18 protein-coding genes and 1 pseudogene are annotated in these 19,360 nt (G+C 66.7%); 16 read left to right on the top strand and 3 right to left on the bottom strand.

What is annotated here, in order from left to right; all coding sequences use genetic code 11:
• Window positions 1-109: 109 nt before the first annotated feature.
• The 3 genes and pseudogenes from ACYQ1Z_RS08215 to ACYQ1Z_RS08205 form a co-directional block, all read right to left on the bottom strand.
• Window positions 110-844, bottom strand: a pseudogene (locus ACYQ1Z_RS08215) (glycerophosphodiester phosphodiesterase); the annotation flags it as partial.
• Between the two features lie 116 nt (window positions 845-960).
• Entirely contained in the window at window positions 961-1,209 is a 249-nt protein-coding gene (locus tag ACYQ1Z_RS08210) for a hypothetical protein (protein ID WP_459792005.1), read from the bottom strand.
• A 129-nt stretch (window positions 1,210-1,338) separates the two neighbouring features.
• Window positions 1,339-2,157, bottom strand: a complete 819-nt coding sequence (locus ACYQ1Z_RS08205) for an HAD family hydrolase (RefSeq protein ID WP_459792004.1) — start codon at window positions 2,155-2,157, stop codon at window positions 1,339-1,341.
• Between the two features lie 113 nt (window positions 2,158-2,270).
• On the opposite strand from ACYQ1Z_RS08205, the gene ACYQ1Z_RS08200 reads away from it, so the two are divergent.
• The 16 genes from ACYQ1Z_RS08200 (at window position 2,271) to ACYQ1Z_RS08125 (ending at window position 19,274) form a co-directional block, all read left to right on the top strand.
• A complete protein-coding gene (locus ACYQ1Z_RS08200) occupies window positions 2,271-2,702 on the top strand; it encodes a LexA family protein (RefSeq protein ID WP_459792003.1) in 432 nt (143 codons plus the stop codon).
• A gap of 8 nt (window positions 2,703-2,710) precedes the next feature.
• Window positions 2,711-4,009, top strand: a complete 1,299-nt coding sequence (locus ACYQ1Z_RS08195; protein WP_459792001.1) for a Y-family DNA polymerase — start codon at window positions 2,711-2,713, stop codon at window positions 4,007-4,009.
• Between the two features lie 61 nt (window positions 4,010-4,070).
• Window positions 4,071-5,120, top strand: coding sequence for a D-2-hydroxyacid dehydrogenase (locus ACYQ1Z_RS08190; RefSeq protein WP_459792000.1), 1,050 nt, complete (start codon window positions 4,071-4,073; stop codon window positions 5,118-5,120).
• A gap of 17 nt (window positions 5,121-5,137) precedes the next feature.
• Window positions 5,138-5,875 (top strand): fumarylacetoacetate hydrolase family protein, encoded by a 738-nt coding sequence (locus ACYQ1Z_RS08185; protein WP_459791999.1) that lies wholly within the window; start codon window positions 5,138-5,140, stop codon window positions 5,873-5,875.
• Window positions 5,876-5,967: 92 nt separating this feature from the next.
• A complete protein-coding gene (locus ACYQ1Z_RS08180; protein ID WP_459791998.1) occupies window positions 5,968-6,765 on the top strand; it encodes an IclR family transcriptional regulator in 798 nt (265 codons plus the stop codon).
• 151 nt (window positions 6,766-6,916) lie between these two features.
• Window positions 6,917-8,266, top strand: a complete 1,350-nt coding sequence (locus ACYQ1Z_RS08175) for an MFS transporter (RefSeq protein WP_459791997.1) — start codon at window positions 6,917-6,919, stop codon at window positions 8,264-8,266.
• Window positions 8,267-8,363: 97 nt separating this feature from the next.
• Window positions 8,364-9,308: an NAD(P)-dependent oxidoreductase gene (locus ACYQ1Z_RS08170; protein ID WP_459791996.1), complete on the top strand. Its 945-nt coding sequence runs from the start codon at window positions 8,364-8,366 to the stop codon at window positions 9,306-9,308.
• Between the two features lie 198 nt (window positions 9,309-9,506).
• Window positions 9,507-10,691 carry an ABC transporter substrate-binding protein gene (locus ACYQ1Z_RS08165; protein WP_459791995.1) on the top strand — a complete coding sequence of 395 codons (1,185 nt, stop codon included), beginning with the start codon at window positions 9,507-9,509 and terminating at the stop codon, window positions 10,689-10,691.
• Between the two features lie 394 nt (window positions 10,692-11,085).
• The gene (locus ACYQ1Z_RS08160; protein WP_459791994.1) at window positions 11,086-11,859 is read left to right on the top strand and encodes a matrixin family metalloprotease; all 774 of its coding nucleotides are present in this window, start codon (window positions 11,086-11,088) and stop codon (window positions 11,857-11,859) included.
• A 343-nt stretch (window positions 11,860-12,202) separates the two neighbouring features.
• A complete protein-coding gene (locus ACYQ1Z_RS08155) occupies window positions 12,203-13,222 on the top strand; it encodes a VOC family protein (RefSeq protein WP_459791992.1) in 1,020 nt (339 codons plus the stop codon).
• 6 nt (window positions 13,223-13,228) lie between these two features.
• Window positions 13,229-14,191, top strand: coding sequence for a fumarylacetoacetate hydrolase family protein (locus ACYQ1Z_RS08150; RefSeq protein ID WP_459791991.1), 963 nt, complete (start codon window positions 13,229-13,231; stop codon window positions 14,189-14,191).
• Window positions 14,188-15,228 (top strand): cyclase family protein, encoded by a 1,041-nt coding sequence (locus ACYQ1Z_RS08145; protein ID WP_459791990.1) that lies wholly within the window; start codon window positions 14,188-14,190, stop codon window positions 15,226-15,228. Before ACYQ1Z_RS08150 ends, ACYQ1Z_RS08145 begins: the two co-directional genes overlap by 4 nt.
• 65 nt (window positions 15,229-15,293) lie before the next feature.
• On the top strand, window positions 15,294-16,418 hold the full coding sequence (locus ACYQ1Z_RS08140; RefSeq protein WP_459791989.1) for an FAD-dependent oxidoreductase: 1,125 nt from the start codon (window positions 15,294-15,296) through the stop codon (window positions 16,416-16,418).
• Window positions 16,415-17,488, top strand: coding sequence for an amidohydrolase family protein (locus ACYQ1Z_RS08135; RefSeq protein WP_459791988.1), 1,074 nt, complete (start codon window positions 16,415-16,417; stop codon window positions 17,486-17,488). The genes ACYQ1Z_RS08140 and ACYQ1Z_RS08135 overlap by 4 nt, the downstream gene beginning before the upstream one ends.
• Window positions 17,489-17,500: 12 nt before the next feature.
• Window positions 17,501-18,499: a fumarylacetoacetate hydrolase family protein gene (locus tag ACYQ1Z_RS08130; RefSeq protein WP_459791987.1), complete on the top strand. Its 999-nt coding sequence runs from the start codon at window positions 17,501-17,503 to the stop codon at window positions 18,497-18,499.
• A gap of 1 nt (window position 18,500) precedes the next feature.
• Window positions 18,501-19,274 carry an SDR family NAD(P)-dependent oxidoreductase gene (locus ACYQ1Z_RS08125; RefSeq protein ID WP_459791985.1) on the top strand — a complete coding sequence of 258 codons (774 nt, stop codon included), beginning with the start codon at window positions 18,501-18,503 and terminating at the stop codon, window positions 19,272-19,274.
• Window positions 19,275-19,360: the final 86 nt, after the last annotated feature.

Genomic DNA, 19,360 nt, shown 5'->3' with positions numbered 1-19,360 from the left:
GACCCGGACGAGCTTCGGGCCGATCCCACCGAGGGCGACCAGGACCCCCCAACCAGCACCGGATGCGGATAAGCGGCGGGGACGCTGGCGGGGCGGGTGGCTCTTCGGGCCACCCGCCCCGTTCCGTGAGGACCTCACGGAGCAGGTCTGCCCGGTCGGTGACCAGGCCGTCGACGCCGAGATCCAGCAGGCGGTGCATCTCGGCGGGATCGTTGATGGTCCAAACGTGCACCACCAGCCCGAGCCGGTGCGCCCGCCTGATGAAGCCCGGTGTGACCACTTCGATCCCGCCACGGCGGACGGGCACCTGCAGCGCGTGGAGCCCGCGCAGGACGCGGCGCATCACCAACCGGAAGACCGGCCCCGGCAGCACCGGACCCAGCAGGGTAAAAAGGCCGGTGGAGGCAACCCCTGCGGAGGCAGCCACCGGCCGGCTGAGCAGCCTCAGCACCGCCCGCCGGCGCCGGTCGGAAAAACTGGTGACCAGCACCCGGTCGTGCACCTCATGCCGTTCGATGGCCGCCGCCGTGCTGCGGACCGAGTTCCAGTCCTTGACGTCCAGGTTGAGCCGCACGCCGGGCAGATCGGCGACCAGTGCGTCGAAGGTGGGGATGGGTTCGCGTCCCCCGATCAGGATTTCCGCAACCTCCGCGGCGGTCAACTCTGAAACTTTCCCCCTTCCGTTCGTCACGCGGTCCAGGGTGGAGTCGTGGAAGAGGAGCAGCACGCCGTCGGACGTGGTGTGGACGTCCGTTTCCAGGTATCCGTACCCCATCGCGACGGCGGCGCGGAACGCGGCCAGGGAATTCTCCAGCCCGTCGCGGGAGAAGCCGCGGTGCGCCATGGCGAGGGGCAGCTGGTTCCCGGCGCCGTCGGGGTTGGCGAAGAAGGGCAGGGTCACACGTGCGAGCGTACCGGAGATGCGGGGGCACGTCGGTGCCCCCGGGTGGCCTTCGGCAGTCAGTCTTCGCAGGGAAGGATGTCGACGCCGTCGCCGCAGTGCAGGAGTGTACGGCCGCGGCCGCCGTCGAGGTTGACCCAGACCACCGTGTGGTCAGGGGTAATCGCGTCTACTACCCCGACGGTTTCGAAGCCGGGGGTGAGGAAGACGCGGACGCGGTCACCCTGCCGGAGCGCTTTCCAGTGCGGGGCGGGCGTGGCGGGGCGGAGCGGCGCCTCGGCCGACGCGTGCTTCACGTTCTTTGCCATCGTTACCCCTTTAGTACCTTTAGCGAGCATGTGAGGAGTATGCTCTCAGGACTTCAGGCTACGGATTGAAGGTGAACGTGCGGTGAGCACCAGCTGAAGGCGCGCTGTGTGCGGCAGGAACCGCGGGCATCAGGAACGGCGGGCGCCGAGGGAAGCTAGACGCGCTTCCAGAACCTGGGCAACGCCGTCGTCGTCAAAATGCGGCGCCTGCTGTCCTGCCGCGAGGATGGCCTCCGGGTGGCCGCTGGCCATGGCATAGCCGTGGCCGGCCCAGCGGAGCATTTCGATGTCGTTGGGCATGTCGCCGAAGGCTACGACGTCCGCTGCGTCGATCCCCAGGGCGGCGGCGTATTCGGCCAGTGTGACGGCCTTGTTGACCCCGGGCAGGGACAGCTCCAGCATGGCGACGCCCGGCGAGGAGTGCGTCGCGGCGGCGAGGTGCCCGACGGCGGGGGCTACTTCGGCGAGGAAATCGTCCGGCGTCCCGTCCCGGACGATGGCCAGGAACTTGATCACCGAGTCGGCGCTGGTGAGGGTTTCGTGGAGTGGCGCCGGGGTGAACTCGGACAGCAGTTCGCTGGACTCGTTTTCAATGAAGCCGGGCTCCAGGTGGAAGCCGGTGAGTGTCTCGGCAGCGAAAAGGGCGGCAGGGCGCAGCTTCTTGATGATGCGGCGGATTTCGAGTACGGCGTCGATGGAGAGGGCGCGGGCCGAGACCAGCTTTCCGCTTTCGAGGTCCCAGACCACTGCCCCGTTGGAGCAGATCACCGTGCCGGTGTGGCCCAGCTGCTCTTCGAGCGGGTGCAGCCAGCGGGGCGGCCGGCCGGTGACGAAGACGAGTTCGACGCCGGCATCACGGCAGGCGTGGAACGCGCGGACGGTGCGGTCGCTGATCTTCCCGTCGTGCCCGAGGATCGTTCCGTCAATATCGCTTGCCACCAACCGCATCCTGCAAGTTTACGTGGGAGCTGCGGCGGAACAGCGCCCACCGGGAGATATCCCTTGTCGCAGGGCAGCGCTACACTGAACCTATCGAACATATTTTCGAATAAGGGTGTGTTGTGGGCGTTATTATCGGTCCCCGCGTGATAGAAGCGGGCACCTCGTTGTACTCCGTGCTGATCTCTCCCGTGGCGGTCGCCGCCGGCTTCCCGTCCCCGGCCCAGGACTACTTTGACGGCCGGGTCGACCTCAACACACACCTGATCAAGGACATCACCAGCACCTTTATCGTGCGCGTGACCGGCGATTCCATGGAGGGGGCAGGGATCAGCGATGGGGATGAACTGATCGTCAACCGGGCCCTGGAACCGAAGGACGGGTCCGTGGTCATCGCCGTACTGGACGGTGAACTTACCATCAAGCGGCTCCGGATCACTGCCACAGGCGTGGTGCTGCAGGCCGAGAATCCGAAGTATCCTGACATCCGCGTCCCCGCCCTCTCGGAACTGACGATCTGGGGCGTGGCCATCAGGTGCCTGCACCATGTCTAGGCGGAGCCATGACTAAGCCCGCGCTGATGCGCCGGATGCCGCAGATCGCGCACGTGGACGTTAACTGCTTCTACGCCTCGGCGGAGAGGGCCTTCGACCCCTCGCTGGAGGGACGGCCACTGATTGTCCTCTCCAATAACGACGGATGCGCCGTGACCCGCTCCCCCGAGGCGAAAGCGCTTGGCATCCGGACGGGCGACCCGTGGTTTAAGCTCGCGCCGCGCGCCCGGGAATGGGGGCTCGTGGCAAAATCCAGCAACTACGAGCTTTACGGCGATATCAGCTCACGGGTCATGGAACTCCTGGGGCGGCACTCGGCCTGGCTCGAGGTCTACAGCATCGACGAAGCGTTCCTGGGGGTGAAGGGGGAACCGGATGAACTGCTCGCCCTGGGCCGAAGGATGAAGGACGCGGTCCGGCGCCACGTAGGCGTGCCGGTCTGCGTCGGGATTGCCCCCACCAAGACGCTGGCCAAGCTGTGCAACAAGTGGGCCAAGAACAATGCCTCCTTCGGCGGGGTCTGCCTCTGGGACGCCGTGCCGCAGGAGGCCCGGGACGGGCTCCTCGCCCGGCTGCCCGTGGACGAGATCTGGGGCATCGCAGGACGGCTCACCCGGCGCCTCAACGCCCTGGGCATCTTTACCATCCAGGACCTGGTCCGCGCCGACCCCGTGGCCATCCGGGACAAGTTCTCAGTGGTGCTGATGCGCACCGTCCTGGAACTTCGGGGCACTCCCTGCATCCCGATGGAGGAGGAGCGCATTGGCCGGGACCAGCTGATCTTCTCGCGCTCCTTTGCCACGCCCGTCACCACCGCCGAAGGCCTGAAGCAGGTTCTCAGCATCTACGGACAGCAGGCGAGCGCCCGGCTGTCCAAGCACGGCCTGCAGGCAAAAGTCCTGACTGCGTTTGCGGCCACATCGCCGTTCCGGCACAACGAGCAGGCTTACCCCTCCGTGTGCATTGCCCTGCCGATGCCGACGGCTGACCCGCTGTTGCTTACGAGGGCCGCCCACGCACTCCTTCCCCAGATCCGGGACGGCCTGAAATACGCCAAGGCCGGACTCATGCTCACGGACCTGCGGCCCACCGGGAACCAGCCGCCGCTGGAGCCGTTCGAGAACCGGCATGAGGAACGCGGCATCGGCCCGCTCCTCGAGGATGTCAGCCGCCGGTTCGGGCGGGGTTCCATCGGCCTGGGCCATGCCGGAATCAGATCAGGGCTGGACTGGACCATGAAGCGGGACATGCGCTCCCCGCGCTACACCACCCACTGGGATGAACTGCCCTTGGTCAAGGCGGCGTAGCCAGGACCAACCCCGGGACAGGCTGTTCACTATGCTTGCCACTAGACAGTATAGTGAACGAATGACTTCCAAGACATTGGCCATCGCTGTCCCGCTCGAAGCTGAGCTCGTGGACCAGATCCGTGCCGTCGACCCCTCCATCACCGTCCTCTACGACCCCAATCTCCTGCCGCCGGAACGCTTTCCTGCCGACCACGCCGGCGATCCTGCATTCAAGCGGACCCCCGACCAGGAAGAACGGTATTGGGCGATGGTTAACCAGGCAGAGATCCTTTACGGCTTCCCCAATGAAAGCCCCTCCGGCCTGGCCCGGGTCGCCGCGGAAAATCCCGGCCTGCAGTGGATCCACGCCATGGCCGCGGGGGCCGGCGGAGCAGTGAGGGCATCAGGGCTCGGCCACGACGTTCTGCAGAAGTTCAGAATCACAACTTCGGCCGGGGTGCATGCCCTGCCCCTCGCCGAGTTCGCGGCGTTGGGGATCCTGAACGGCTTCAAACGCAGCGCCGAGCTTGCCCGGGACCAGGCGGCCAAGGTGTGGCCTGAACTTCGCACTCCCACCCGCCTGGTCAGCGGCTCAACACTGGTAGTGAGCGGGCTCGGGGAGATCGGCCTGGAAACTGCCCGGATCGCACGGGCGCTGGGCATGAAGGTCAGCGGCACAAAGCGGACAGTCGAGCCGATTGAGGGGATCGACCGGGTTACTGACAATGCCGGCCTGCCGGACCTCCTAACCACGGCAGACGCCGTCGTCAATACGCTGCCCGGTACCGAATTCACGGAGAAGCTGTTTAACCGGGAGCTCTTTGCAGCCATGAAACCAGGCACAACGTTCGTAAACGTGGGCCGCGGGACGGTCGTCGACGAGGACGCCCTGTTGGAGGCGCTCGAGAACGGCCAGGTCGGCTACGCCTGCCTTGATGTATTCGCGGTTGAACCGCTGCCCCAGGACAGCCCGCTGTGGAACCACCCCAGGGTATTGGTCTCCCCGCATACCTCGGCGCTCAGCGCCGCAGAGAACCGCCTGATCGCTGATCGCTTTTGCAGCAACCTGAGGGCCTTCCTTGACGGCGGGGAGCTGCCCCACCTCGTGGACCCGGTCCATTTTTACTAGGCCGGCCGGGAGCAACCATGCGCATCGCCAGGATCAAAACAGCAGCCGGCCCGGAATACGCGGTGGAGAGGGACGGGCGGTGGCACCACATCGCCAGCCCCTTCGACAGCCCCCTCCGCTACACCGGCGGCACCACAAACCACGCCGAGGCATCGTTCCTCGCCCCTGTCAGGCCCGCAGTAGTGCTTGGGATCGGCCATAACCGGACGCTAAACGACCATTCATTGCCTATCCAGGCGTGGCACAAGTCCGTACATACTGTCGCGGCCCCGGGGGACCCGATAGTCAGTGCACGCGGCCGGGGCACCGTACATGCCGAGGGCGAGCTCGCCGTGGTAATCGGAAAACACGCCACGCAACTGACGGCGGGGAACGCGCTCGAGCACGTGCTCGGCTACACGTGCGTCAATGACGTTACGAATGTGGACCAGGGCGCGGTGGATGAAAGAAACTTCCAGGGCAAGTCCGGCATCAACTACACACCCTTGGGCCCATGGATCGAGACCGACCTCCGGGATCCCGAAAGCGCCGGCATCAAAGTCCTGGTCAACGGGCTGCTGAAAGCGGAGTCAGGCACCTTCAACCTTCCCTCCAGCGTGGTGGACTGCCTCGTGTACGTCACGTCCTGGCTAACGCTGGAGCCGGGCGACGTCGTCATGACCGGGGCGCCCCGGACCGCCGTCGCCGTGGTGCCCGGGGACCGGGTTGATGTCGTCGTTGAGGGTATAGGGACGCTGAGCTCCGCCGTAGCCTGACGCGGCGCCGGGCCGGGCGTGCGCGCTTATGATGGAAGCCGTTCAGTTGACTGAACGCAGCGCACGTCAGCCCCGGCAACCTAAGGAGAATCATGGCCGATTCCCGCACCCCCGCCTCACCAGACAAGTCCGGAACCGCATCGCCGGCGCCGGCCGTGACACGGGCCGCCGCCGTCCTGGACGCACTTGCAGCCTCAGCGACCGGCAGGCTGACCCTGAGTGACCTTTCGCGGGAAGTGGGCATCCCCAAGTCGTCCACTTCCAATCTCCTGCTGGCACTGGAGGAGGCCCGGCTGATCACCCGCCAGGGTGCCGAATTCACCCTGGGCCGCAAACTCGTGGAATTGGGAGCCGCCTACCTGGGCCGGATGGACGAGGTCCAGGAGTTCTACCGATACTGCGAACAGGCCTCCGTACTGTCCCGCGAGACGGTCCGCATCGCGATGCTTGACGGGACCAACGTCATCTACCTTGCCCGCTACGAGGGCCATCCGGCCGTGCGGCTGACCTCCAACATCGGCGACAAGATGCCGGTCTCCCTGTGCGCGGTCGGCAAGGCCCTGATAGCCCGGCTGCGCGACCACGACCTGGAGGAGATGTTCCCGGACAACGGGGAGCTCCCGGTGCTCACGCCAAAGTCGCTGCGCACCGGCGCCGAGCTGAAGGCTCAGCTGCGCGAGATCCGCGAGAAGGGCTATGCGTTCGAGGACGAAGAGTCGACCACCGGCGTCGTCTGCCTCGCCGTGTCCGTCCCGACACGCGGCGCCCATGGCCCGAGCCTTGGCCTTTCCGTGACAGCACTTAAGGCCACCTACACGCCGGAACAGGGCTCTCAGATGGTCAAGGAACTCCAGGAGCTCGCACACTCCCTGGGCAACCCCATGGGCTAGGCAGGCGGCACTCCTCCCCGTCAAACGCAGCGGCATCTATTGCGCCCTGTTCAACTTGCTGTATTGTGTTCAGCATAGTGATCGATGCAACAGGCGTCGTTGCTATCCCACCAGGCCAACGGGGGCCTGGAGTGCATTTGAGGGAGTTCTCGTGACAACTCGTACCAACTTGCCGCAGGCCGCAGTGGACGGCGCCGCCGTCGATCCCCAGCAGCTGCGAAGGGCAACTCTTGCCAGTTCTGTAGGCTCTGCCCTGGAGTACTACGACTTCTACATTTACGGCCTGGCGTCGGCGCTGATCTTCGGCCCGCTGTTCTTTGCACCGCTGGGTGAGAGCGGGGCGGTCATTGCCTCCTTTGCCACCTACGGAGTCGGCTTCGCCGCTCGGCCCTTCGGCGGCGTGGTTTTCGGCTACATCGGTGACCGCTTCGGCCGCAAGATGGTCCTGATCCTGACCATCGGCCTGATGGGCCTGGCCAGCTTCGCCATCGGCCTCCTGCCCACGTTCGAGCAGGCCGGAATGCTGGGCGCCGTGCTCCTGGTGACCCTCCGCATCCTCCAGGGTCTGGGCGCCGGCGCCGAGCAGGCAGGCGCTACGACGCTGATCTCCGAAGTGGCCCCGCCCCGCCGTCGTGGATTCTTTGCCTCCCTGCCATTCGTAGGCATCCAGCTGGGCACCCTGCTCGGTGCCGGCACCTTCGCCCTCATGGCATTGGCGGACAAGGAGGTGCTCCAGGGCTGGCTCTGGCGCGTCCCCTTCCTGGCCAGCGTCATCCTGATCGTCATTGCCGTTTTGATCCGGCTCCGGCTGAAGGAAACCCCTGTCTTCCAGGAACTTGAGAAGCACAAGGCCGTGGTCAAGAACCCCGTAGGCCAGATTTGGAAGCATTCCAAGAAGAACGTGCTGGTGGGCATCGGCCTCCGGATGGGTGAAAACGGCAACTCGTCCATCTACTCGGCGCTCCTTGTATCGTTCATCAGCACGCCGGCCGGTGTCTTCGCCGGCGACAAGTTCATCGGCCCCACCGGCCTGCTGATCGCTGCAGCATTCGCCGCGGTCCTCGTTGTCACTTTCGGTGCGCTGTCCGACCGCTTTGGCAGGGTTCCCGTCTACCGCTACGGTGCACTCTTCCAGGCGGTCATCGCCCTGCCGGCCTTCTACCTGGTCACCCTGGGGAACGTCACCCTGGTCTGGGCAGTCATGGTGGTGGGCATTTCACTCGGCGTGCAGTCCATGCTCGGTCCGCAGTGCGCCCTGCTGCCGGAACTCTTCGGCGCCCAGCACCGCTTCACCGGCGTCGCGCTCAGCCGCGAGCTCTCCGCGGTACTGGCAGGCGGCTTTGCCCCCATGATCGGCGTCGCACTGCTGGCAGCAACCGGCCACTCCTGGCTGGTTCCGGCGCTCTACTCGCTGGTTCTCGCGCTCATCTCCTTTGCCGCCACGTTCTTTACCCCGGAAACGGGCGGCCGTGACCTTGTGGCCATAGAAGACGCCAGGTAAGCAACAGTGCGACCGTCAGGGCGGCCCTTCCGGGCCGCCCTGACGGCGTTCCCATCGCGGCGTTCCTCGGGGCGCCCCGTACAGCGAAAGGATCACAGTGGGTACCAACACCGCTCCCTGCGGCAGGACACAGCCCCGCGCCGGCTTTGTGGGGCTGGGCCTGATGGGTGCCCCCATGGCCGCGAACCTCGTCAAGGCCGGCTGGCGGATCGCGGGTTGGAACAGGTCCCCGGCAGCCGTCCGGGATCTCGAACTGCTCGGCGGATGCGGCGTGCAAACAGTTGCACAACTGCGCGACGAGCCCCTTATCTTCTTTATGCTTCCCGATCTGCCCTTTATTGAAGATGCGGCATCGGGCCTGCTGGAGGCGTGGCGGACCGACCCGCCGGCGGCGGGAACGCTGGTGGTGGTCATGAGCAGCGTGTCCCCGGTCGGCGTGCAGGCGTTTGGCGCGGCCGTCAGCGAGGCAAGCGCCGGAAACGCTTCAGTGCTCGATGCTCCGGTCAGCGGCGGCACGGACGGCGCCCAACGGGGCACGCTCGCCATCATGGTGGGCGGCACGCAGGAAGACTTCGGGCGGGCCCGGCCGGCTTTCGAGGCAATGGGGACGACGGTGAAGTTGCTGGGAGGGCTGGGGGCCGGGTCCTTGGCCAAAGCCTGCAACCAACTGGTAGTAGGGACCACGACGGCGGCACTCGCCGAGGCCGCGGAGCTCGCCGAGCGCTCGGGCCTGGACCCGGGCGCCCTCTTCGAGATCCTGTCCGGCGGCCTTGCTTCGAGCCGGGTTCTGGAACAGGTTGGACCGCGGATCACCGCGAAAAACTACAGGCCGACGGGGCCGGCGAAGTTCATGCGCAAGGATCTGGCCTTCGTGCTGGAAAGCTCGGACAGCGTTGGCGCGGCAGTTCCAATGGCGTCTGCCGGGCTCCACCTTTACGCGGACCTGGTGGCGCAGGGCCTGGGGGACCTGGACCTGGCCGTCGTCCGGCAGGCCATCGCAAACCTCGGCGACGGCGGCACCACAGGAGCGCCTGAACGCTGAGTCCCGCATGGGCTTCGAAAGTCCGGGAAAGGGCCTTTTTGCGGCTCCGGAGAAGTCGCGGTGCGACGTTTTTTGAAGCCGCGCTACGCCGTGTTGAGAGTAAGCGTCGTCACGTGAACGCCTGCTACACCGTTGATTGTGGGGCCGCTGGGTGCTCCGTAATCTCGTCTCAGCATCAGACCCAGCGAAGGAATCCCAATGGCAGAACCACAGGACAAGCGTCCACAAAACCAGGAAAGCTCCACCCGTATTGTGGCCGGGCAGTCGGCCAAGCCCAAGCGTTCCCTGGGCCAGAAGATCGGCATCACGGCCGCCCTCCTGGCCCTGGTTGGCGGTGGGGCCGCCGTCGCCACGGCCGTCAGTACCAACAACTCCTCCACGGTGCCGGCAGCGGAAGCCGCCCCCGCCGGCAACCCCGCCGCAGAACTCAAGCTTGGCTACTTCGGCAACGTCACCCACGCCCCCGCACTGGTGGGCGTCAGCCAGAACTACATCGCCGACGAACTCGGCGACACCAAGCTCAGCACGCAGGTCTTCAATGCCGGTCCGGCCGCGATCGAGGCGCTGAATGCCGGCGCCATCGATGCCACCTACATTGGCCCCAACCCCGCCATCAACTCCTACGTCAAGAGTTCCGGCGAGTCCATCCACATCATCGCCGGCGCCGCGGCGGGCGGGGCCCAGCTGGTGGTCAAGCCGGAGATCAACACGGCAGCCGACCTCAAGGGCAAAACCCTTGCCTCCCCGCAGCTTGGTGGCACACAAGACGTAGCCCTCCGCGCCTGGCTGGCGTCGCAGGGGTTCAAGACGAACGTGGACGGCAGCGGCGATGTCGCCATCAACCCCACCGAGAACGCCCAGACGCTCAAACTTTTCCAGGATGGAAAGCTCGATGGTGCGTGGCTGCCTGAGCCGTGGGCGTCGCGTCTGGTGCTGACCGCCGGAGCGAAGGTCCTGGTGGACGAAAAGGACCTGTGGGATGGTTCGCTGTCGGGCAAGCCGGGCGAGTTCCCCACCACCATCCTGATCGTGAACCAGAAGTTCGCCGCCGACCACCCGGACACGGTGAAGGCGCTCCTGAAGGGCCACGCCAAGTCGGTTGGGTGGCTGAACGGCGCCCCGGACTCCGAGAAGGCCAGCGTCATCAACGCCGCCCTCAAGGAGGCGGCCGGTGCCGAGCTGAAGGCGGACGTCATTGACCGATCACTAAAGAACATCGTCTTCACTGTGGACCCGCTGGCCGGCACCTACCAGAAGCTCCTGGCGGACGGCGTCACGGCCGGGACCACCAAGCAGGCGGACATCAACGGGATCTTCGACCTGCGGGCACTCAATGAGGTGACCGGAGAGAAGACCTCGGCCGCCAACCTCGGCAAGGAATAGCCAACAAGCAACTTCAAAGCATCCGTCCGGCTGGACGAACGCGTTCCCGGGCGGAAGCTTTTCCTGTGCAAATCCTGCGGCTTTGCTCACAATAGCGGCGTCGGCCGCATCTAGGCTGAAACAAGATTAATAGCGAAGTCAGCACGGGGGATGTTGGGTGGGCATTTCAGGTAAAGATTCTGGATCATGGCCGGGAATGCCCGACGGCCGCCCGCTGCCACGGGTGCGCCGTTCACCCAGCGGCCGGATTCCGCAGTGGGCGATCGATGAGGCGTTCGGCATGCCGGAAGCAACCGCCCCATGGCGCGGTGCCGGGCCGACGCCGCCCAGAAGCAAAAGGTTCGGCATCCGCTCACGGAGGCCCTACCACTCCCCTGTTCGGAAGCGGCGGGTAATGACTGCGCTGGGGGTAGCCCTCGTGATCTGCCTGTACTTCACGCCCTCGCTGTTCAACCGGGTCTTACTTCCCTTCGCCGCACCGTACCTCCCGGGTGCAACAGTCCCGCCACCAGGCCATGAAGCTGCTTCCTCCCCCTTGGGTACGCCCCCGGCGAGCACCGGATCCAAGGCCTTTGCTTTGCAGACTCACGGGGGTACAGGCCAGCCGCTCGTCGCCTATGACCCCTGCCGCCCCGTGCACTACGTCATCCGCCCGGACAACGCCCTACCAGGCGGAGATTCCCTGATACGCGAAGCCATATCAGCGGTTTCTGCCGCGTCGGGCCTGCACTTCGTTTACGACGGCACCACCACAGAAGCCCCGGCGGATGAGCGGAAGCCTTACCAGCCGGAACGCTACGGAAAGCGGTGGGCTCCAGTGCTAATTACCTGGTCCACGCCGGAGGAAACTCCCGGGCTCGCCGGACGTGTCGCCGGCGATGGCGGGAGCACCATCATCCAGGCTCCAGGTCAACCCCTGGTCCTCGTGGCGGGCCAGATACGCCTGGACGCTCCTGACCTCGCGGGCATCATGGCCAGCCACCCCGATGGGGCTGCGCAAGTGCGGGCAATCATCATGCACGAACTCGGCCATGTCCTCGGCCTCGACCACATCAACGATCCGACGCAGCTGATGCATGCCGACAACATGGGCCTTCAGGATTTCGCGCCCGGTGACCGAGCAGGACTCGCCCTCCTTGGAAGCGGTGTCTGCGTCCCGCAACTCTGAGTCCGCCCATCTGGAAACCGGAACCGATAGAGCACTCATGGTTAAAAGTGGAGGACGTGAGAGACGGTCGCCAGGGGATGGACGACGGCGTCACGCACGGCAGTTTTCTGGCCCCCTTCGGTGCCACTCCCCCGGAAACCGGCGGACCCGCCGTCGACCCCTCCCCAAAAGCCTGATCCCCGTGACGCGCAACCTGCCGTACCCGCTGAACGAGGCGGGAGAGCATCAGTCGAACAAATAGTTGATATAGAAAACCCCGCCTTCCTCAAATATATGAAGTGCCTCACAGTAGTTACAGGACCTGCACCAACCGACAGCAACCAGTAACCAGAAGGACTTCAACGTGGAAACTCCCCTCTCCCATCTCGCCCACCTCGAGATCACCAGCCCGGACGTCGAAGCTTCGGCCAAGTTCTATGAGGAAAAGTTCGGCATGCGCATCATCGACCGGGTGGACGGCAAGGTTTACCTGCGCTGCTGGGGCGACTACTACCGGTACAGCCTCGTCGTTACCGAAGGCCCTGAAGCGTCCCTGGGCCGGATGGCCTGGCGCACCAACTCCCAGGCCGCCCTCGAAGCCGCCGCCCAGCGCATTGAAGCGACCGGCGTGCAGGGCACCTGGACCGCCGGCGGCCACGGCTACGGCAAGGCCTACGAATTCACCGGCCCCTACGGCCACCACATGCGCCTCTTCTACGACGTCGACAAGTTCGTCGCCGGGCCCGGCTTCGAGTCGACCTACCCGGACCGCCCGGAGCGCCGCAGCAGCCACGCCGCAGCACCCCGCTTCCTGGACCACGTCACCGTCGCCTCCTCCGACGTACGCGGGTTCGCCAAGTGGTACAACGAGGCCCTCGGCTTCCGCGTCATGGCCTTCGTGGACCTGGACGAAGCCCCCATCACGGTCTTCTCGGTCCTGACCACCAACGAAAAGTCCCACGACCTCGGCGTCGTTCTGGACACCTCCAACCGCCCCGGCCGCGTCAACCACATCGCCTTCTGGGTGGACACCACCGAAGACCTGCTGCGCACCGCTGACGTCATGATGGAACACGGCACCCCGATGGAATACGGGCCCTCCATCCACGGCGTCGGCGAGCAGAACTTCCTCTACTTCCGCGAACCGTCCGGCCTGCGCGTGGAGCTCAACTCCGGCGGCTACCGCAACTACGTCCCGGACTGGGAAGCCAACACCTGGCACCCGTCCGAGGGCTCCAACAACTTCTACAAGAACGGCGCGATGCCGCACTCCATGACCGAATCCTTCCCGCCCGCCGAAGGTTTCACCGCCACCGAGGAAGGCGCCTCCCCCGAGATGAAGGAAGCCCTCCTGAACCCGTACGCCAAGCACGGCCGGGGCTAAGACGCCATGGCAGACGCAACCTACGCGCTGGTCCGGTTCCAGGAATCCGGCGACAGCAAGGCCCGCACCGGCCTGCTCGTCAATGACCGGGTCCTGCCGCTGGACGGGGACATCAACTCCCTGATCGAACACTGGGCCACCACCGAGGGCCAGCTGGACGCACTGGCCGCCTCCGCCGGCGAGGACAGCGGACTGGCGCGTGCCGACGTCGAAATCCTCGCCCCGGTGGAGCCGGCCCAGATCCTGCAGACCGGCGCGAACTACCGCAAGCACGTCATCGACCTCGCCATCGCCCACCGCGAACCTGGCGAGGACGCTGAGGAAGTGCGCACCAGGACGGCGGCGATGATGGACAAGCGCGCGGGCCAGGGCACACCGTACTTCTTCATCGGCCTTCCGACGGCGGTCGCGTCCGCCACGGACGACCTCACCCTGCCGTCCTACTCCAAGTCCCACGACTGGGAACTGGAGCTCGCGGCGGTGATCGGCAAAACGGCGTTCCGGGTCTCCCCCGAGGAAGCGCTGGAGCATGTGTTCGGCTACACCATGGTCAACGACATCACCACCCGCGAGTACGTCTTCCGCAAGGACATGCCCGCCATCGGCTCGGACTGGTACCGCGCCAAAAACGCCCCCGGCTTCCTGCCCACCGGCCCACTGCTGGTCCCTGCCAAGTTCTTCGGCGACCCGCAGAACGTGCAGGTGACGCTGAAGCTCAACGGCAAGGCCATGCAGGACGAATCCACCTCCGACATGATTTTCGGCGTGGCCAAGCTCGTCAGCGAAGCCTCCCAGATCATGCCGCTGCGCCCGGGCGACCTGGTCCTCACCGGCAGCCCCGCCGGCAACGGCCAGCACTGGGGCCGGCTCCTGCAGGACGGCGACGTCATGGAAGGCACCATCACCGGCTTGGGCACACAGCTCATCCACTGCAAGGACGAAACGACCACCGAAGGCAGCCAGCCGTGACCGCCCAGGACACAGCAAGCATCACCGGCACCGGGGAATCAGCTCCTGATTCCCCGGTTATCCGGCGTGACGACCCGCTCGGCAGCATCCGTTCCATGGCCGCCGCGCACAACAACTGGGGCCGCTGGGGCGCCGATGACGTGCTCGGCACCCTGAACTTCATCGACGCCGCCAAGCGCGTCGAGGCCGCGGCCCTCGTGAAGACCGGCGAGGCGTTCTCGCTGTCCCAGCCGTTCGACACCAATGGCCCGCAAAAGGGGTGGCGCCGCCGCACCAACCCCGTGCACACCATGACGGACACCGGCGTGGACGCCGAACGCGGCAACCAGGGCTTCCCGCACGGCTTCGGCGGCGCGGACGACGTCATCGCCATGCCGCTGCAGTGCTCCACCCAGTGGGACGGCCTGGGCCATATCTTCGACCAGGGCAAAGCCTGGAACGGCCGCGCCGCCGGCGACGTCGTCACCTCCGAAGGCGACCTGGTCACCGGCATCGAAACCGCAGCCGCCAAAATCGCCACCCGCGGCGTGCTGCTCGACGTCGGCCGCGCCCTCGGCCCCGAACTGGGACGGAACGACGGCGAACTGCCGGACGGATTCGCGATCACCCCCGAACACCTGCAGCAAACCATCGACCTGCAGGGGCCCAGCTCGGAAGTCCGCCGCGGCGACATCGTGGTGATCCGCACCGGCCAGTACACCCGGGTGCGCCGCGACGGCTGGGGCGACTACGCCGGCGGCGCCGCCCCCGGCCTGTCCTTCAGCACCGCGCCCTGGCTGCACCGCAGCGAGATCGCCGGCATCGCCACCGATACCTGGGGCTTTGAAGTCCGCCCCAACGAATTCGACGGCGCGTTCCAGCCGCTCCACCAGATCGCCATCCCCAACCTGGGCCTGTTCCTCGGCGAGATGTGGGACCCGGACGCCCTCGCGGAAGCGTGCGCCGCGGACGGCAGGTACGACTTCCTGCTCACCGCCGCACCACTGCCCATCACCGGCGCCGTCGGATCACCCGTCAACCCGATCGCGCTCCGCTAGCCCGCGCTCGGGTAGCTTCACTTACATAAACCACCAGTAACGCCGTCAATACAAAGGAGTCAGCGATGGCAGCAGTACAGAACGTCGGAATCGTCGGGGCGGGAGCCGCGGGCCTGGCCGCTGCCATCCTCCTGGCCGACGCGGGAATCCAGGTGGAGATCCTGGAAAAGGCGGACGCCCCGCAGACCCTCGGCTCCGGCATCACCCTGCAGGGCAACGCCCTCCGGGTCCTCCGGCAGCTCGGCGTCTGGGAGCAGGTGGAGGCCAAAGGCTACGGCTTCAGCACGCTCGGGCTGCGCGCCCCGGACCCCAACGGCACCGTCCTCGCCGTCCTCGAGGACATCCGCACCGGCGGCGACGACCTTCCCGCCACCATGGGCATGTACCGCCCGGACCTCACCGCCATCCTCCGCGAGCGCGCGGAAAAGGCAGGCGCGCGGATCAGCTACGGGAAGACGGTCACCGGCATAACGGACGACGGCGGGTCCGTCACCGTGGGCACGGCCAACGGCGGCTCCTCCCGCTACGACCTGTTGATCGGCGCAGACGGGCTGCACTCGGCCGTCCGCAAGGCGATCGGCATCGACGTCGAACCCCAGCCCACCGGCATGGGCATCTGGCGTGCCTTCGTTGAGCGGCCCGAAGAGGTGGTCCGCACCGACCTGACCTACGGCGGCCCCTGCTTTATCGCCGGGTACTGCCCCACCGGCCGGGACACCATCTACGCCTACCTGGTGGAAAAGGCCCAGGAGCGCAAGCACGAGGACGGCCCCCGCGTCATGGCCGAACTCGCCGCAGCGTACGGCGGGCCCTGGAAGGAAATCCGGGAGAACCTGGACCACAGCGCCCGCATCAACTACACGTGGTTCACCACGCACCTGGTGGACGGCCCGTGGAACCGCGGCCGAACAGTCATCATCGGCGACGCCGCCCACAGCTGCCCGCCCACGGTCGCCCAGGGCGCAGCCATGGCCCTGGAGGACGCCGTCGTCCTGGCGGAGCTGCTGATCAAGGCCGACGACGTCACCGAAACCCTGTTCAAGGAGTTCACGGACCGCCGTCTGGACCGGGCCAAGGCAGTGGTGGAGTCCTCCGTCCAGCTGGGCCAGTGGATGCTCGACGGCGTCCGCGACGCAGACGTGCCCGGCCTGATGTACAAGCTGTCCACCATGCTGAAGGAACCCGCATGAGCACCACCAGTCCCGACGGCCACCCCACTGTTGACGTCCACGCCCACGTCCTGCTTCCGGCCCTGCAGCAGCTCGTGGCCGACGCCGATCCCGAGGGGTTCGGCGCGCAGCAGGCTCTCGAGGTGCGGCGCAACGGGCCGGAGTCCATGGCCGCGTCCGGGAAGATGATCAAGGAACGCTGGCCGCAGCTGACCGACCTGGACCGCCGGCTCGCGGACATGGACGCCCAGGGCGTGGACGTGCAACTGGTCTCGCCGTCGCCGTCGCACTTCTACTACTTCGCCGGCGAGGAGCTGGCACTGCGCCTGGCCCGCGCTGCGAACCAGGCGGTGCGGGAATTCGTGGACCGCGCCCCGGAACGGCTCAACGGCCTGGGCCTGGTCCCGCTTCAGCACCCGCACCTGATGGTCGAGGTCCTGGAGCACGCTGTGCTCGAATGCGGGCTGCTCGGTGTGGAGATCGGGTCGTTCGCGGCTACCCCCGGCGGGGAGCGGACCACGGTGGAGCTGAGTGAGCCCCGGCTGGAACCGTTCTGGTCCCGGGCCGAGGAACTGGACGCCCTGGTGTTCCTGCACCCGTTCGGCTGCTCGCTGGATGAACGGCTGGACCGCTTCTACCTCGCCAACACCGTCTCCCAGCCAGCGGAGAACGCCGTGGCCCTGTCGCACCTGATCTTCTCCGGTGTCCTGGACCGGCACCCCGGCCTGAAAGTCCTTGCTGCGCACGGCGGCGGCTACCTGCCCACCACCCTGGGCCGCTCGGACCGGGCCTGGAAGGTACGGCCCGAAGCACACGGCTGCGCAGAGCCGCCGTCGTCCTACCTGAAGAAGCTCTACTTCGATTCCCTCGTGCACAGTCCGGCCGAACTGCGGGCCCTCGTGGCGGCCGCCGGACCGGGGCAGGTGCTGCTCGGCTCTGACTACCCGTTCGACATGGGCTCAGACCTCCCGGTGGACGAGGTCCAGGCCGCCGGACTCCCAGCCGCGGACGAGGCCCGCCTGCTCTCCGGAAACGCCGCCGCCCTCGGGATCGCGCCCGCGTCTGCCCGTACCGCCACCCGCACAGCCTAAGGAACACAATTCATGGTTAAGATCGCCCGGTGGAATCACGATGGCGGGACGCAGTCCGGCTTTGTGGATGACGGCGCCTGCTACGCCCTGCCCGACGGCAAGGGCGTGCAGGACCTGCTGGACGCCGGACTCGAGGCAACCCTGGACACTGCCCGGCGGACCATCGGCGCCAGTCCGGGAGTTCCGCTGGCCGACGTACAACTGCTCGCCCCGCTGGCCCCTGCCACCATCCGCGACTTTGTCGCGTTCGAGGAACACGTCGAAGGCGTCCGGAAGAGCATCGACGGCGCCGCCGGCGTGGTGCCCGAGTGGTACGAGGCACCCACGTTCTACTTCACCAACCCGCACACCGTGACGGGCCCCGGCGAGGTGATCGGCATTCCGGCCGGGTGCACGGACCTGGACTTTGAGACCGAGGTCGCCGCCGTCGTCGGACGCCGGCCCGGCCACGACGGACGGAACCTGACCGCCGAGGAAGCGCACCGGCACATCTTCGGCTACACCATCCTCAACGACTGGTCCGCGCGGGACCTGCAGCGCCGGGAGATGAAGGTCAGCCTCGGGCCGTGCAAGGGCAAGGACTTTTCCAACACCCTGGGCCCGTGGATTGTCACGGCGGACGAGTTCGAGGACCGGCACGACGCCGAAGGGTTCCTGCCGATCTCCATGTCCGTCGAGGTCAACGGCGAACAGATCGGCCAGGACCTGCTCTCCAACATGGGCTGGCCCTTCGCCGAACTCGTCGCCTACGCCTCCCAGGACTCCGTGGTCCGCCCCGGCGACGTGCTCGGTTCCGGAACCTGCGGCAGCGGCTGCCTCGCCGAGCTCTGGGGCCGCAACGGCGCCCAGACACCGCCGCCCCTGATAACCGGTGACACTGTCAGGATGACGGTCGAAGGTATCGGCACCATCGAAAACACGGTCGGCGAGCGCCGCGAGGCCATCACCCGTGTGCCGGCCAGGTCCCGTCCCCGTAACCGCACTGCCCCTGCCGTTGCCTCCGGAACCTAGGGTGGACGCGCTTCAGCTTGCAGGCCGGACCGTGGTCGTCACGGGCGCGGGCCAGGGTCAGGGTGCCGCCGAGGCGCGCTTGCTGGCCGGGGCCGGGGCGCGCGTCATCGCCACCGACCTGGCGGCGGAGCTACCCTCCGGGCTGGCGGCAGATCCGCAGGCCGACGGGGAGCTGCTGTACCGGCAACTGGATGTCAGCGATCCTTCCGGCTGGGCTGCGCTTGCTGACTGGATCCGGTCCCAAGGGTGGCAGGTGGACGGACTGGTGAACAACGCGGGCATCACACAGCGGAACCGGCTGCTCGATGCCGGTGTGGCTGACCTGCAAAGGGTGTATGAGGTGAACGTTGCCGGCAGCCTGCTGGGGATCCAGGCGCTCACACCCCTGATGGCCGGCGGCGGCTCCATCGTTAACGTCGGTTCCGTAGCAGCGCTGACAGCGCACTATCCGGTGGCCTACACCGCCAGCAAATGGGCCCTCCGGGGACTCTCGCAGGTTGCAGCAATGGAACTGGGACCACGCGGAATCCGGGTCAATACCGTCCATCCGGGCTTCATCGAAACACCCATGACCGAGGGGGCGAGCCCCGAGTTCCGGCAGGCCACCCTCGACGAAACCCCGCTGGGACGTACCGGACGCGTGGAGGAGGTCGCCGCCGTCGTACTCTTCCTGCTCAGCCCACTGTCATCCTTCGTGACCGGCGCCGAAATCCCCGTGGATGGCGGACAGTCCGCCCACGGCGGGGCGAAATCCATCTCCGACGCCCTCCGCTGACCTCAAACCCAACTAGGTGGCAGTAGATGTCGTTTTGGGCCTCCATAACGACATCTACTGCTACCCAGTTGGGAGGGAGCGGGCAA

Source organism: Arthrobacter sp. AD-310, from assembly GCF_054656615.1.
Note: the sequence above shows the minus strand (reverse complement) of the source record. Positions and strands in the feature narration are given on the sequence as shown.

Excerpts from the sequence above, each read along its gene's own strand:
- ACYQ1Z_RS08165 (WP_459791995.1), top strand. The coding sequence starts at position 9,507 with ATGGCAGAACCACAGGACAAGCGTCCACAAAACCAGGAAAGCTCCACC.
- ACYQ1Z_RS08160 (WP_459791994.1), top strand. The coding sequence starts at position 11,086 with ATGACTGCGCTGGGGGTAGCCCTCGTGATCTGCCTGTACTTCACGCCC.
- ACYQ1Z_RS08195 (WP_459792001.1), top strand. The coding sequence starts at position 2,711 with ATGACTAAGCCCGCGCTGATGCGCCGGATGCCGCAGATCGCGCACGTG.
- ACYQ1Z_RS08185 (WP_459791999.1), top strand. The coding sequence starts at position 5,138 with ATGCGCATCGCCAGGATCAAAACAGCAGCCGGCCCGGAATACGCGGTG.
- ACYQ1Z_RS08150 (WP_459791991.1), top strand. The coding sequence starts at position 13,229 with ATGGCAGACGCAACCTACGCGCTGGTCCGGTTCCAGGAATCCGGCGAC.
- ACYQ1Z_RS08205 (WP_459792004.1), bottom strand. The coding sequence starts at position 2,157 with ATGCGGTTGGTGGCAAGCGATATTGACGGAACGATCCTCGGGCACGAC.
- ACYQ1Z_RS08190 (WP_459792000.1), top strand. The coding sequence starts at position 4,071 with ATGACTTCCAAGACATTGGCCATCGCTGTCCCGCTCGAAGCTGAGCTC.
- ACYQ1Z_RS08210 (WP_459792005.1), bottom strand. The coding sequence starts at position 1,209 with ATGGCAAAGAACGTGAAGCACGCGTCGGCCGAGGCGCCGCTCCGCCCC.
- ACYQ1Z_RS08140 (WP_459791989.1), top strand. The coding sequence starts at position 15,294 with ATGGCAGCAGTACAGAACGTCGGAATCGTCGGGGCGGGAGCCGCGGGC.
- ACYQ1Z_RS08135 (WP_459791988.1), top strand. The coding sequence starts at position 16,415 with ATGAGCACCACCAGTCCCGACGGCCACCCCACTGTTGACGTCCACGCC.
- ACYQ1Z_RS08130 (WP_459791987.1), top strand. The coding sequence starts at position 17,501 with ATGGTTAAGATCGCCCGGTGGAATCACGATGGCGGGACGCAGTCCGGC.
- ACYQ1Z_RS08180 (WP_459791998.1), top strand. The coding sequence starts at position 5,968 with ATGGCCGATTCCCGCACCCCCGCCTCACCAGACAAGTCCGGAACCGCA.